Origin of the sequence: Pseudomonas sp. PDM03, assembly GCF_014852385.1 — a bacterium.
GTDB lineage: Bacteria > Pseudomonadota > Gammaproteobacteria > Pseudomonadales > Pseudomonadaceae > Aquipseudomonas > Aquipseudomonas migulae.
The window spans coordinates 99,646-113,747 of sequence record NZ_JACVBM010000021.1; the positions used below are offsets into that span (position 1 = coordinate 99,646).

The 14,102-nt window shown below is 59.8% G+C and carries 11 protein-coding genes and 1 tRNA gene; 7 read left to right on the plus strand and 5 right to left on the minus strand.

Annotated features, from left to right (window positions below):
- Positions 1 to 81: 81 nt before the first annotated feature.
- From lon to IB254_RS24485, 6 genes are all read left to right on the plus strand, one after another.
- A complete protein-coding gene (lon, locus tag IB254_RS24460) occupies positions 82 to 2,478 on the plus strand; it encodes an endopeptidase La (protein ID WP_192419905.1) in 2,397 nt (798 codons plus the stop codon).
- Positions 2,479 to 2,625: 147 nt separating this feature from the next.
- On the plus strand, positions 2,626 to 2,898 hold the full coding sequence (locus IB254_RS24465; protein ID WP_002552737.1) for an HU family DNA-binding protein: 273 nt from the start codon (positions 2,626 to 2,628) through the stop codon (positions 2,896 to 2,898).
- A gap of 53 nt (positions 2,899 to 2,951) precedes the next feature.
- Positions 2,952 to 3,029 (plus strand) — tRNA-Leu (locus IB254_RS24470).
- Positions 3,030 to 3,131: 102 nt separating this feature from the next.
- On the plus strand, positions 3,132 to 5,003 hold the full coding sequence (locus IB254_RS24475; protein ID WP_192419907.1) for a SurA N-terminal domain-containing protein: 1,872 nt from the start codon (positions 3,132 to 3,134) through the stop codon (positions 5,001 to 5,003).
- Positions 5,004 to 5,233: 230 nt separating this feature from the next.
- A complete protein-coding gene (locus IB254_RS24480) occupies positions 5,234 to 6,073 on the plus strand; it encodes a DUF2242 domain-containing protein (RefSeq protein ID WP_192419909.1) in 840 nt (279 codons plus the stop codon).
- A gap of 199 nt (positions 6,074 to 6,272) precedes the next feature.
- Complete coding sequence (locus IB254_RS24485; RefSeq protein WP_192419911.1) at positions 6,273 to 6,419, plus strand: hypothetical protein; 147 nt, start codon at positions 6,273 to 6,275, stop codon at positions 6,417 to 6,419.
- Positions 6,420 to 6,422: 3 nt separating this feature from the next.
- Here IB254_RS24485 and IB254_RS24490 read toward each other — a convergent pair whose 3' ends face one another.
- Together IB254_RS24490 and IB254_RS24495 are read right to left on the minus strand one after the other, a co-directional pair.
- Entirely contained in the window at positions 6,423 to 7,463 is a 1,041-nt protein-coding gene (locus IB254_RS24490) for an AraC family transcriptional regulator (RefSeq protein ID WP_192419912.1), read from the minus strand.
- Positions 7,464 to 7,466: 3 nt separating this feature from the next.
- Positions 7,467 to 8,597 (minus strand): carbon-nitrogen hydrolase family protein, encoded by a 1,131-nt coding sequence (locus IB254_RS24495; RefSeq protein ID WP_192419913.1) that lies wholly within the window; start codon positions 8,595 to 8,597, stop codon positions 7,467 to 7,469.
- Between the two features lie 264 nt (positions 8,598 to 8,861).
- Here IB254_RS24495 and IB254_RS24500 point away from each other — a divergent pair, with 264 nt between their 5' ends.
- Entirely contained in the window at positions 8,862 to 9,869 is a 1,008-nt protein-coding gene (locus IB254_RS24500; protein WP_192419914.1) for an Ldh family oxidoreductase, read from the plus strand.
- A gap of 39 nt (positions 9,870 to 9,908) precedes the next feature.
- Here the strand turns inward: IB254_RS24500 and IB254_RS24505 are convergent, their stop codons facing one another.
- The 3 genes from IB254_RS24505 to IB254_RS24515 form a co-directional block, all read right to left on the minus strand.
- Positions 9,909 to 11,489 carry an aldehyde dehydrogenase (NADP(+)) gene (locus tag IB254_RS24505; protein WP_192419915.1) on the minus strand — a complete coding sequence of 527 codons (1,581 nt, stop codon included), beginning with the start codon at positions 11,487 to 11,489 and terminating at the stop codon, positions 9,909 to 9,911.
- Between the two features lie 105 nt (positions 11,490 to 11,594).
- The gene (abaF, locus tag IB254_RS24510) at positions 11,595 to 12,992 is read right to left on the minus strand and encodes a fosfomycin efflux MFS transporter AbaF (RefSeq protein WP_192419916.1); all 1,398 of its coding nucleotides are present in this window, start codon (positions 12,990 to 12,992) and stop codon (positions 11,595 to 11,597) included.
- Positions 12,993 to 13,063: 71 nt separating this feature from the next.
- Positions 13,064 to 13,981, minus strand: coding sequence for a dihydrodipicolinate synthase family protein (locus tag IB254_RS24515; protein WP_008024642.1), 918 nt, complete (start codon positions 13,979 to 13,981; stop codon positions 13,064 to 13,066).
- Positions 13,982 to 14,102 lie beyond the last annotated feature (121 nt).

Genomic DNA, 14,102 nt, shown 5'->3' on the forward strand with positions numbered 1-14,102 from the left:
TTTTTTCAAGGCAGCCCCCATCTTGGTTTCAAGCTTACTTCCATCTGTTTACGGCCTTATGGCCGCCGTAGAGGCGAAATCATGAAGACAACCATCGAATTGCCTCTCCTGCCATTGCGTGATGTTGTGGTTTATCCGCACATGGTTATCCCGCTGTTCGTGGGGCGCGAGAAATCCATCGAAGCCCTCGAGGCAGCGATGACGGGCGACAAGCAGATCCTTCTGCTGGCCCAGAGAAACCCTGCTGACGACGATCCCGGTGAAGAAGCACTTTATCGCGTAGGTACGATCGCTACCGTTCTGCAGTTACTCAAGCTGCCTGACGGCACGGTCAAGGTTCTGGTCGAAGGTGAGCAGCGCGGCGCCGTGGAGCGTTTCAGCGAAGTGGACGGCCATTGCCGTGCCGAAGTCTCCTTGATCGATGAAGTCGATGCGCCTGAGCGCGAGTCGGAAGTGTTTGTCCGCAGCCTGCTGGCTCAGTTCGAACAATATGTGCAGCTGGGCAAGAAAGTCCCCGCTGAAGTCCTGTCGTCGCTCAACAGCATCGACGAGCCAGGCCGCCTGGTCGATACCATGGCCGCGCACATGGCCCTGAAGATCGAGCAGAAGCAGGAAATTCTCGAAATCATCGATTTGTCGGCCCGGGTCGAGCACGTCCTGGCGTTGCTGGATGCCGAGATCGACCTGCTGCAAGTCGAAAAACGCATTCGCGGTCGCGTCAAAAAACAAATGGAGCGCAGCCAGCGCGAGTACTACCTGAATGAGCAGATGAAGGCCATTCAGAAAGAACTCGGCGACAGCGATGAAGGCCACAACGAAATCGAAGAGCTGAAAAAGCGCATCGATGCCGCCGGCCTGCCGAAAGACGCCTTGGCCAAGGCCCAGGGCGAACTGAACAAGCTGAAACAAATGTCGCCAATGTCCGCGGAAGCGACCGTGGTTCGTTCGTACATCGACTGGCTGGTTCAGGTGCCGTGGAAGGCTCAGAGCAAAGTGCGTCTGGACCTGGCGCGTGCCGAAGACATCCTCGACGCCGACCACTACGGTCTGGAAGAGGTCAAAGAACGCATCCTCGAATACCTCGCCGTGCAAAAGCGCGTGAAGAAGATTCGTGGCCCGGTGTTGTGCCTGGTCGGTCCTCCTGGCGTGGGTAAAACTTCGCTGGCGGAGTCGATTGCTCACGCCACCAACCGTAAATTCGTGCGCATGGCCCTCGGCGGTGTACGCGATGAAGCGGAAATTCGTGGTCATCGCCGGACTTATATCGGTTCGATGCCAGGTAGATTGATTCAAAAGATGACAAAAGTGGGCGTCCGCAACCCGCTGTTCCTGCTCGATGAAATCGACAAAATGGGCAGCGACATGCGTGGCGATCCAGCGTCGGCGTTGCTGGAAGTGCTCGATCCGGAGCAGAACCACAACTTCAACGATCACTATCTGGAAGTCGATTACGACCTGTCCGATGTGATGTTCCTGTGCACCTCGAACTCGATGAATATTCCGCCGGCGCTGCTCGACCGGATGGAAGTGATTCGTCTGCCGGGTTACACCGAAGACGAGAAGATCAATATCGCCGTCAAATACCTTTCGCCGAAGCAGATCACGGCCAACGGTTTGAAGAAAGGCGAGCTGGAATTCGACGCCGAAGCGATCCGCGACATCATCCGCTACTACACCCGCGAAGCCGGTGTACGTGGGCTGGAGCGCCAGATTGCCAAGGTTTGCCGCAAGGCGGTCAAAGAGCATGCACTGGAAAAACGCTTCTCGGTGAAGGTCACTGCCGACATGCTGGAGCACTTCCTGGGCGTGCGTAAATTCCGCTACGGCCTGGCTGAATCGCAGGATCAGATCGGTCAGGTGACCGGCCTGGCATGGACTCAGGTGGGCGGCGAATTGCTGACCATCGAAGCCGCTGTCGTACCGGGCAAAGGCCAGTTGATCAAGACCGGTTCGCTGGGTGACGTGATGGTCGAATCGATCACCGCTGCCTTGACCGTTGTCCGCAGCCGCGCGAAGAGCCTAGGCATTCCCCTGGACTTCCACGAGAAGCGCGACACGCACATCCACATGCCGGAAGGGGCGACCCCGAAGGACGGCCCTAGCGCCGGTGTAGGCATGTGCACGGCCCTGGTGTCGGCGTTGACCGGGATCCCGGTGCGCGCTGACGTGGCCATGACGGGTGAAATCACCTTGCGCGGTCAAGTGCTGGCGATTGGCGGTCTGAAAGAAAAACTGCTTGCTGCCCACCGTGGCGGGATCAAGACGGTGATCATTCCTGAAGAGAACGTACGCGATCTGAAGGAAATTCCTGACAATATCAAGCAAGATCTGCAGATTAAACCGGTTAAATGGATTGACGAGGTCCTGCAAATTGCGCTGCAATACGCGCCGGAGCCCTTGCCCGATGTAGCTCCGGAGATAGTTGCAAAGGATGAAAAACGCGAGTCTGACTCTAAGGAAAGAATTAGCACGCATTAGTACGCATTTGCCTGGAGGGCTTGTTGACAGCTTTTTAGAGCCCTTGTTATAAAGCGGCTCTTAAGTGTCTGTAGGCCATTCAGCACTCGTTTTTGCTTTCACCAAAAAACTTAGAATCATACTCAAATAGATATAAGGGGACTTAGAGTGAACAAGTCGGAACTGATTGATGCTATCGCTGCATCCGCTGATATCCCGAAAGCTGCTGCTGGCCGTGCGCTGGACGCTGTAATCGAATCCGTCACTGGCGCTCTCAAGGCTGGCGACTCTGTTGTTCTGGTTGGTTTCGGTACTTTCTCCGTGACTGATCGTCCAGCTCGCATTGGTCGTAACCCACAGACCGGTAAGACACTGGAAATCGCAGCAGCCAAAAAACCAGGTTTCAAAGCCGGTAAAGCACTGAAAGAAGCTGTCAACTAAGTTCGATTCAGGTTTTTGCCTATCCGGGTCGGGGTCATGCCTGACCTGGCAGCGGAGCGGTAGTCCAGTCGGCAAGTTGCCGGTCCGAGACACCGAGGGTCGCAAGTTCGAACCCTTGGTCCGCTCCGCCAGTTACGAGAAGGCGCATCCTCGGATGCGCCTTTCTTCTATCCGGATTCTACCCACGCTCCACGGTTGCCTAATTTTGAAGTTCAACCGTTTCTGGGGGACGCATGCTGCAGAATATCAGGGACAATTCACAAGGCTGGATTGCCAAGACCATTATCGGGGTCATCGTTGCACTGATGGCTTTGACCGGTTTCGACGCCATTTTTCAGGCCACCACCCATCGTAACGATGCGGCCAAGGTCAACGGCGAAGAAATCAGCCAGAACGAGCTGAGCCAGGCGGTCGATATGCAACGCCGTCAACTCATGCAACAGCTGGGCAAGGATTTCGATGCTTCCTTGCTCGACGAAAAAATGCTGCGCGAATCGGCCCTCAAAGGCTTGATCGACCGCAAACTGCTGCTGCAAGGCGCAGAAAACTCGAAATTCGCTTTTTCCGAAGCGGCTTTGGACCAAGTGATCCTGCAAACCCCTGAGTTCCAGGTGGACGGCAAGTTCAGCTCCGAGCGTTTCGATCAGGTTATTCGTCAGCTCGGCTACAGCCGCATGCAATTCCGCCAGATGCTGGCTCAGGAAATGCTGATCGGCCAACTGCGCGCAGGCCTGGCTGGCAGCGGTTTCGTTACCGACGCACAGGTGCTGGCCTTCGCCCGTCTGGAAAAACAGACCCGCGATTTCGCTACCCTGAACGTCAAGGCTGACCCGGCGGCTGTGAAGCTGACCGACGATGAGGTCAAGGCCTACTACGACGAACACGCCAAGGAATTCATGACGCCGGATCAGGTGATCATCGATTACCTCGAGTTGAAGAAGTCTTCCTTCTTTGATCAGGTCGCGGTGAAAGACGAAGACCTGCAAGCGGCGTATCAGAAAGAAATCGCCAACCTGTCCGAGCAACGTCGGGCGGCGCACATTCTGATCGAAGTGAACGGCAAGGTGACCGAGGCGCAAGCCAAGGCCAAGATCGAAGAAGTTCAGGCCCGTCTGGCCAAAGGCGAGAAGTTCGAGGCCCTGGCCAAGGAATTCTCCCAGGATCCAGGTTCGGCGAACAACGGTGGTGACCTCGGTTACGCAGGCCCTGGCGTCTACGATCCAGCGTTCGAAACCGCGCTGTATGCGTTGGCCAAGGACCAGGTTTCGGCCCCGGTTCGTACTGATTTCGGCTTCCACCTGATCAAGCTGTTGGGTGTCGAGGCGCCGGAAGTTCCAACCCTGGCCAGCCTGAAAGACAAGCTGACCAAAGAGCTGAAAACCCAGCAGGTCGAGCAGCGTTTCGTCGAGGCGACCAAGCAACTGGAGGACTCGTCGTTTGAATCTTCCGATCTGGCCCAGCCGGCACAGGACCTGAAACTGACCGTTCACACCTCCAAGCCGTTCGGCCGGGAAGGTGGCGACGGCGTTGCAGCCAACCGTGCGGTGATCGCTGCCGCGTTCAGTCCTGAAGTGCTGGATGAGGGTGCCAACAGCACCGCCATCGAACTCGATCCGGAAACCGTGATCGTGTTGCGTGCCAAGGAACACCTGAAGCCTGCGCAACTGCCGCTGGAAAGCGTCTCTGCCGCCATCCGTGGGCAATTGACCAAGGAGCACGCCAGTGCTGCCGCCAAGACCAAGGCTGATGAGCTGATTGCCAGCCTGCGCGAAGGCAAGACGCCGCTGGACAAGGCGATTGACGGTCAGAGCTGGAAAGTCACCGCCGCGGCGAATCGCGCTCAGGAAGGGATTGACCCGACTGTGCTGCAAGCGTTGTTCCGCATGCCGAAGCCGGCTGCCAAAGACAAGCCGACCTTCAGCAGTGTGACCCTGGCCGATGGTAGCCTGGTGATCGTGCGTCTGAACGGCGTCAACGAAGCCGCTGCGCCGACCGAAGAAGAGAAGGCTCAATACCGTCGCTTCCTCGCCTCGCGCATTGGCCAGCAAGACTTTGCGGCCTACCGCAAGCAGCTGGAAGCCGAAGCGGACATCAAGCGTTTCTGATGCCTGACTGAGTTTCCCGCGACACAAAGACCCCGGCCAAACCGCCGGGGTTTTTTGTGGGCGCAGAAAAAGCGGGCAGGGGCTGTCCGTCGGCTGAGGTTTTTCCGGGCGACTTTTTCCTGTAAATGGCAGTCATTACACTTGTAACTGTTTCAAGACACTAATCGATGCGACGCTAAGCATCGATCTGTTGCACAATACGCCCCGGACCGTTTTTCTCAGGATGTTCAATGTTTAAATCATTTCCCGTGCGGGTTGTCGGGCTGGCGTTGGTGCTGGCCGTCGCGGCCGGTTGCTCTTCGAAAAAAGCCCCGATCTATGAGCATGAGAACTTCGATGACTCCGGAACCTTTTCGCGCAATTACCCGGTCACCGATGCGCAATCCTGCGAAGCCGCCCGTCGCGCGTTGCTCAGCCAGGGTTACATCATCACCAGCAGCGACCCGAAGCTGATCAGTGGTCACAAGAGCTTCCAGCAGACTGGCGAGACCCACATGGAGATCAGCTTCAGTGTGGTCTGTGCCGATGATGGCAGCGAAGGCCATCACGCGACCATGTTCGCCAACGCCTTGCAGGATCGCTACGCGCTGAAGAAGACCAACAACTCCGCGAGCCTCGGTGTCGGCGTGTTGGGTTCGGTATCGATGCCGATCGGCTCGTCCGACGACTCGATGGTCAAGGTCGCCAGCGAAACCGTCTCGTCGGCGAAATTCTACGAGCGCTTCTTCACCCTGGTCGAATTGTTCCTGCCGCCGGAAGCGAAAAAAGCCGCGCACATCGTCGAAAAGCCGAAAACCGATCTGGGCGTGCCTGAAGCCAAGGCCGCACCAGCGCCTGAGCCGGCCTCTGCCGCCCAATCAGCTCCAGCTCCAGCTCCAGCTCCGGCAGCCGAGCCTGCGCCAGTACCTGTTGCAGAACCGGTTGCACCGCCACCTGAGCCTGCACCGGTTGCACCGGCCGAGAACGCTGAATCGGCGGCACCGTCGACGGAAAACGTCACGCCACCGGCGCAGTCGAATTTGCCTCCTCCGAGCGAACCGATTCCTGCCATGCCTGTGACCAGCCAATAATCGGTGACTGACGTTCCGGGATCGGCTCGCAGCCTGTCGATCCCGGAATCGTGTTCAAGTTTGATCCGCGTCAACCCAGGCCACATTCCGATGGCCTGTATCGAAAAATCCTGTGATAAATTCCTGACCACCTGCTACGTTTTATTCAGTAGCGACGAAGCGTCGTGCCTGCGTCATTTTTCTTTCACGCGGGCACTTTATGCTCAAGGTGCAGGTCATTTATTCAAGCGTTTTTTCAACGAGCGATGGGGGATTCAAAATGGACGATTATCAAGAAGAGCTGCTCGAGTTCCAGGCCTTTGAACTGGACCCGCTGGAACCGGCCGAAGACGCTACCGAGCTGTAAGCGTCAGGCCGACTGGCGGTGACTGCGGCGAAACTCGCCGGGTGTCTGACCGCTCCAGCGTTTGAAAGCACGTTGAAACGCTTCGGCTGAGGCAAAGCCCAGCAGGTAGGCGATTTCACCGAACGCCAGTTCGGTGTCACGAATGTAGGTCATGGCCAGGTCGCGACGCGTGTCGTTGAGAATTGCACGAAACTGCGTGCCTTCCTCGGTGAGTTTGCGGCGCAAGGTCCAGGTAGGCAGCTTCAGGCGTGCCGCCACTTCTTCCAGGTCGGGTTCCCGGCCACCATTGAGCAACGGCCCCAGCAACTGAGTGATGCGTTCACGCAGGCTGCGGGTGCGTGTCAGTTGTTCCAGTTCCCGTTCACACAATTGCAGCAGGTGTCGCCACGTACTTGGGCAGTGCAGCGGGTTGCGCTGAGCGAGGCTGGCCAGACTCAGTCGCAGTTGGTTCTGCTCGGCGCCAAACTGGATCGGGCAATCACCCAGCACCGCATAAGCGTCCCGGTAATCCGGCTCGTCGAACTCGATCTCGATGCGCTCAGCGCTCAGGGGAACAGGGCTGACGCTGGACAATTGTTGCAACCAGCCGGCGATGATCGAATCCACCACGAAGCGGTTATAGGCGTTGTAAGGGCTGATGGAATAGAACCGCAGCCACGCGCCTTGGGCATCTTCGTGGAAACTCGATTGACCGCGATAGTTGGAGCCGTACAAGGCTTCGAAGCGAATCAGGCAACGTGCCGCTTCGCGTACTGTCGGTGCCTGCGCGGCGGTAACCCCGGCGAGGCCGGCCTGGCTCAGACGGCTGAGCTGGCCCATGCGTAAACCCAGTGCCGGGTCGGCGGTCAGTTGGATGGCGCTGTGGCCCAGGCGCATGTAGCGCGGGATCGACAGCCGGGCGCAGGCTTCGCCAAGCCGGGCGGGGTCCAGGCCATACTGGTCGAGCAGGGGCTGAGGATCAATGCCGTGACTGCGCACCGCGTCGGCCAGGCTGTGAACAAAGCCCACCGACAGATCGCCCAGACGCATCGGCAACGGTTTCATGGTTTACAACCAAAGGTTCAGCAAGCGTGCGCCACGGAAGTTTCCACCGGCGAAATGCTGTCCGTTGCTGCTGAGAAAACTTTGCCCGGCGCTGCCCTGATCCCAGAACTGCCCGCGCAGGAACACGCTCATGCCGGCGATAGCCTGGCTGGCGGGCGGTTGAGCGGTCAGCGTCAAGCGATGCCAGGCTTGACCCTCGCTCAGTTCGCCAGCGTTGAGGCTGACGGAATCGGGCGTCGATAAACCCTTGAAGCCGCGCCATGGCTTGTCCCACGCGCCGCGACCGATGACGAACGCCGGGACCGCGACCAGCTGCGCGCCCTGATCGTCGAGTTGGCGGTAATTGTCCGGGTACCAGCTGTCGCTGCCGATCAACACGCCCAGGCGTCCGGCCGGGGTGTCGACGACGTTGAGCGTGTGTTCACCATTGGCCTGGATCACATCGCTTTCATCGACGATCGGGTGCATCTGGCGCTGTGGCTGGCCAATCGGCAGCCCGTCGCGGCCGAACACCACGCTGCTGTTGTACAGCGCACCGCGACCGATTTTCAGCGTGCCGTCGATGATGCTCGGTTCGGGCAGCACGATGGAGCCCGCCACGAGCGTCACGTGAAACTCCTTCGCCAGCCCACCAAACAGGGCCTGGTAATCCTTGGCCATGCTCTTGGCTTTCATGCGCAGATGCGCATCGTCGAGGCGGTTGTCACCCTCGGCGCCGATCAGCGCGCGGATGAACTTCAGCGGGTTGCTCACCGCCAGCCAGTTCATGGCTTCCTTGAGCGTGGTGGCTTGATACAACTCGTCTTTCTCGCCGCTGACCATCAGCCAGGTGCCGACATGTTCGGGCAGCACCACGATGGTTTTTTCATTCAGCAGCCCCTGTTCCTGGGCTTTCTGCAAATAGGCCGCGAGTTTGCGGTGCAAGCGTTCGGTGCTTTGGTAGTCGGTAGGAAACAGTTCGGGCTGGATACCCAGCAGGTTGCCACGATCGGCAGGCGTTCCCTGATCGATGGCGAGATCGATGCGCAAGTCCGACAGGTAATGACCCGCCGGACGATCCGCGGCCCACATGGCGTAGGTCGTCAGGGCGGCAATCAATGCCACGGAGAAAGTCAGGTACAGAAGTTTGCGCATGGGAAAACAGTTAGTGGCCGTGTGCAGGGTTCATGATTGGCGTTCAGGATGGGGGACGAGGCTACGGTAAAACAACGCGTTGAGGGGCGGTTTTTTTGATTTTTTTACGGTTTTGCAGCGAATGATGGCCGACGATGGCGAACCAATGCAAAGACGCATCGCAATAATCCATATGTGCCGAATTCGTCATGGCGTCGGCCTAAAGCGATCAAGCCGTGATGGCTGGAACGGGTCAGGCTGGACGGTCTGTTCAAGGAGGTGATTATGACCCGTCTGTCCCTGGCCGAAGCTCGCGAGCTGGCCGAATCGATCTTGCTGCACAACGGTTTCAACCTTGCCCACGCTCAGGCGGTGACGGCCACAGTGATTGCCGGCGAGCGCGATGGCTGCGCCTCCCATGGTTTGTATCGGATCCTGGGCTGCGTCAACTCACTCAGGGCAGGCAAAGTGGCGGCCGATGCCGAGCCGCAGGTCATTGATCAAGCGCCTTCGATCGTGCGCGTGGACGCGGCGGGTGGTTTTTCACAATTGGCGTTCCAGGCGGGGCTGCCGTTGTTGGCGCAGAAAGCCCGGGCAAACGGTATCGCTGCGCTGGCAATCAATCGCTGCGTGCATTTCTCTGCGCTGTGGGTTGAGATCGAGCAACTGACGGCGGCCGGCCTCGTGGCATTGGCCTGCAATCCCAGTCATGCCTGGGTGGCGCCAGCGGGCGGCAGCCAGCCAGTGTTTGGCACCAATCCCATTGCATTCGGCTGGCCACGCTCGGGCAAGGATCCGTTTGTGTTCGACTTCGCCACCAGCGCGATTGCCCGTGGCGATATCGAGTTGCACCGGCGCGCCGGCAAAGCGCTTCCCGAGGGCTGGGGTGTGGACGCGCAGGGCCAGCCAAGCACCGATGCCAACGTGGTGCTCGATGCGGGCGCGATGTTGACGTTCGGTGGGCACAAAGGCTCGGCGCTGGCCGCCATGGTGGAGCTGATCGCCGGGCCGTTGATCGGCGACCTGACCAGCGCCGAGTCACTGGCTTACGATGCCGGCAGCAAGTCGTCGCCGTACCACGGCGAGTTGATCATTGCCCTTGATCCACGACGTTTTCTCGGTGAAGCCACCGAGCAGCATCTGGCCCGTGCCGAGGTCTTGTTCGAGAGTATTGAAGGGCAGGGCGCACGGTTGCCCTCGCAACGGCGCTATGAGGCGCGAGCGCGTAGCCTGGTGGAGGGCGTCGAGATTCCCGAGGCGTTGTACAACGATCTGAAAGCGCTGCTGGGATGAGTGAGAGGGTGCGCCACCGGTAAACCGGTGGCGTTTTTTTTACAGGGGCGTGCGTTGACTGCTGCCATCGACCAGGCGAGCGATGCCCAGCGGGTTGGCATTTTTCAGCGGGTCGGGCAGAAGCGCGTCGGGACAATTCTGGTAGCACACCGGGCGCAGGAAACGCTCGATGGCCAGGCTGCCGACCGAGGTGCCGCGCGCATCTGAGGTGGCCGGATAAGGCCCGCCATGCACCATCGCATCGCAGACTTCGACGCCGGTCGGGTAACCGTTGAACAACACCCGGCCGACTTTTTGCTCCAGCAGCGGTAACAGCTCAGGGTGATTTTGCAGGTCGCCGGCTTCAGCAATCAGCGTGGCCGTGAGTTGTCCGTGCAAGTGCTGAATTGCCCGGTGCAGTTCGGCTTTGTCGGCCACTTCCACCAACACTGTCGCCGGACCGAACACTTCTTCTTGCAACAGCGGGTCGCCATCGAACAACAGACTCACGTCAGCTTTGAACAGTTGCGGCTGCGCCTGTGTGCCCTGTTGATCGCGACCGGCCAGGTGAGTGATGTTCGGGTGCGCGTGCAGCGCCTGCACACCGTTGGCGTAGCTGTCGAGCGTGCCGACGTTGAGCATGGTCTGCCCCGGTTGCCCCGCCATCACGGTGCTCAGCGATTGGGTGAAGGCGCTGAACGCTGGCGAGCGAATACCGATCACCAGTCCCGGGTTTGTGCAGAACTGGCCACAGCCGAGCACCACGGAGGCGGCGAGTTCGTTGGCAATTTTCTCGCCCCGCACTTGCAGTGCTTCGGGCAATACCAGCACTGGATTGATGCTGCTCATTTCGGCGAACACGGGAATCGGCTGCGCTCGTGCCGCGGCCATGTCGCACAACGCGCGCCCACCCTTGAGTGACCCCGTGAAACCGACAGCCTGAATCGCCGGATGTTTGACCAGGGTTTCGCCCACGCCAGAACCGTAGATCATGTTGAACACACCCTTGGGCATGTCAGTCTGCTCGGCGGCACGGATGATCGCGTCGGCCACGAGTTCGGCCGTCGCCATATGCCCGCTGTGGGCCTTGAACACCACCGGGCAACCGGCGGCCAGGGCGGCAGCGGTATCACCGCCGGCGGTTGAGAATGCCAGCGGGAAATTGCTCGCACCGAACACCGCGACCGGGCCGACGCCGATCCGGTATTGGCGCAAATCAGCTCGTGGTAGTGGCTGACGCTCGGGCAGGGGCCGGTCGATGCGTGCCGCATAAAAATCGCCACGGCGCAGGACTTGCGCAAACAGGCGCATCTGGCTGCTGGTGCGCGTGCGCTCACCCAGAATGCGTCCGTTCGGCAGCGCCGTCTCGCGGGTCACCAGAGCGATGAAATCATCGTCCAGTGCCTCCAGTTGCGTGGCGATGGCTTCGAGAAACTCCGCGCGGCGAATAGCCGACAACGTGCGAAAGGTCGGGTAGGCGGCTGCGGCGGCCTGGGCGGCGGCGTCGACTTCTTCGTTGGTGGCCTGCATGAACGCGTAGGTCAGCGCTTCACCGGTAGTGGCGTCGTGGCTGCGTACGGTGATCTTGCCAGCGGCACTGCGCGTACCGCCGATGTAGTTGTGGCCGATGATCTGGGGCATGAAAAGCTCCGTTTGGTATGTAGAGGACCTGTAGGAGCCGGCTTGCTGGCGATGGCGATTTCATGGGCGCCATCGCCAGCAAGCCGGCTCCTACAGGGGGCCGTGTCAGGCCAAGGAATCGCTGCGGCGTGCGGTCACTGGTTCGGCATCGTGGAGGGCGGCGATGCGCGCGGCAGATTCGCTGTCCACCAGGTGCAACGACTTGCCACGCGTCTCACGGGTCAGGCCGACCGCGATGATGGAGATCAGCGACGCGCCGACCAGGTAAAACGCGATCGGTGTCGAGCTGTGGTACTTGTTGAGCAAGGTGATCGCAATCAGAGGAGCGAGGGAGCCGGCAAAGATCGGCGCCACCTGGTAGCACAGGGACAACGCGGTGTAGCGCACGTGGGTCGGGAACATTTCCGCCATCAGCGCCGAGTAGGGCGCGTAGGTCATCGACTCGATGGCCAGGCCCAGGGTGATGGCCGCCATGATCAGCCAGTTGTTGCCGGTGTCCATCATCGGGAAGCCGATGAAACCCCAGAACGCCGTGAGGATCGCGCCGGTCAGGTACACCGGTTTGCGCCCCACCAGGTCAGACAGATAACCCATCAACGGAATCATGAAGAAATGCAGCAGGTGCGCGCCGAACATCAGCAGCAGAATCTCGGACGTGTCCTTGTGCACCACCAGTTTCAGATAAGTAATCGAGAACGTCACGACGGTGTAGTAGAGGATGTTTTCGGCAAACCGCGCGCCAATACCGACCAGCACCGAGCGCCAGTGGTGACGCAGCACTTCGACCACGCCCAGTTGCTGTTGCTTGGTCTGCGCCTGACGGGCCTGGGCTTCCTTGAAAATCGGCGCGTCATCGACGCTGGTGCGAATCCAGTAGCCGATCAGTACCACGATGGCCGAGAACCAGAACGCCACGCGCCAGCCCCAGGCGAGGAATTGCTCCTCCGACAGGTTTGACGACAACAGCAACAGCGCAACCGTCGCCACCAGGTTACCGGCGGGCACACCGGCTTGCGGCCAACTGGCCCAGAAACCTCGGCGATTGTCCGGGCAATGCTCGGACACCAGGAGAATTGCACCGCCCCATTCGCCGCCAAACGCGAAACCCTGGATCAGCCGCAGCAGCACCAGCAACACCGGTGCGGCATAGCCGATCTGGTTGAAACCGGGCAGGCAACCCATCAAGAAGGTGGTGATGCCGACCACCACCAGGCTCAGTTGTAGCAGGCGCTTGCGGCCGTACTTGTCGCCGTAGTGACCGAACACCAGGCCACCCAACGGGCGGGCGAGAAAGCCCACCGCGTACAGGGCGAAAGCGGCGATGATGCCGTCGATGGGACTGTCGGTCTGGCGGAAGAACAACTGGCCGAAGACCAGTGCCGACGCGGTGCCATAAAGGAAGAATTCATACCATTCGGCGACTGTGCCGGCCATGGCGGCGGCCACGACGCGCTTGAGTCCCGAGGGTGTGGTTGCGCGGTGAGCGTGTTGAGCGTTGGGCATGCTGGCGTTTCCTGTAGGGGCGCAAAAACAGGTAGCCGGGCCGGGACCGCAAAGCCCCGCCCGGCAATCACTCAGAGACCGACGTCCGGCAAGTGCGGACGGTTGGCCAGGGCCTTGGCCATGATCTGCTCGACGAAGACCCGATCTTCTTCCGGCAGGGCCAGGCGTGGCGGACGGGTCAGCGCACTGCCGCGACCGGCGATGGCTTCGCACAGCTTGATGCACTGCACCAGGTCGGCACGGGCGTCGAGGTGCAGGATCGGCATCAGCCATTCGTAGATCGGCATGGCTTCGGCATAACGTCCGGCCTTGGCCAGGCGGAAGATGGTTTCGCCTTCTTTCGGGAACACGTTGGACATGCCCGACACCCAGCCTTCAGCGCCCACGGCGAGGCTTTCCAGCACCACATCGTCGAGGCCGGCGAACAGCACAAAACGGTCACCCACTTCGTTGCGAATGTCGATGAAGCGGCGGGTGTCGCCAGAGGAATCCTTGAAGCACACCACGTTGTCGCAGTCGGCCAGGGCAATCAGGATGTCCGGGGTCACGTCGTTTTTGTAGATCGGCGGGTTGTTGTAGACCATCAACGGCACGTCGGCGTTTTTCGCCACGTAGCGGTAATGCTCGGCGGTTTCGAACGGCTTGGAACCGTAGACCAGCGCCGGCATCAGCATCACGCCATCGACACCGACCTTGCGCACGGCGTTGGCGACCTTGGCCGCTTGCACACTGGTGAATTCGGCCACGCCGCAAATCACGGGCACACGGCCGCGCGAGGCATCGACCGCGACTTCGGTCACGGCGATTTTTTCTTCAGCGGTCAACGAAGTGTTCTCGCCCACCGAGCCGCAAACCACCAGGCCCGACACGCCGTCGCGGATCACGTTGGAAATCACCTGATGGGTTTTATCCAGGTTGATCGAGAAGTCATCGTTGAATTGAGTGGTCACCGCGGGGAAGACGCCACTCCAGTTAATTCGCTTGCTCATTGTTGCCTCCGGGTTGTTTATTATATTTCGTATACGATATTTAAAATGAAAAAATTCGGCTAGTGCTTTTTTCAGGTTTGTGGGGTTTTTGTCAGCCGTCGGTCGGGGTGGTCAGTGCTTC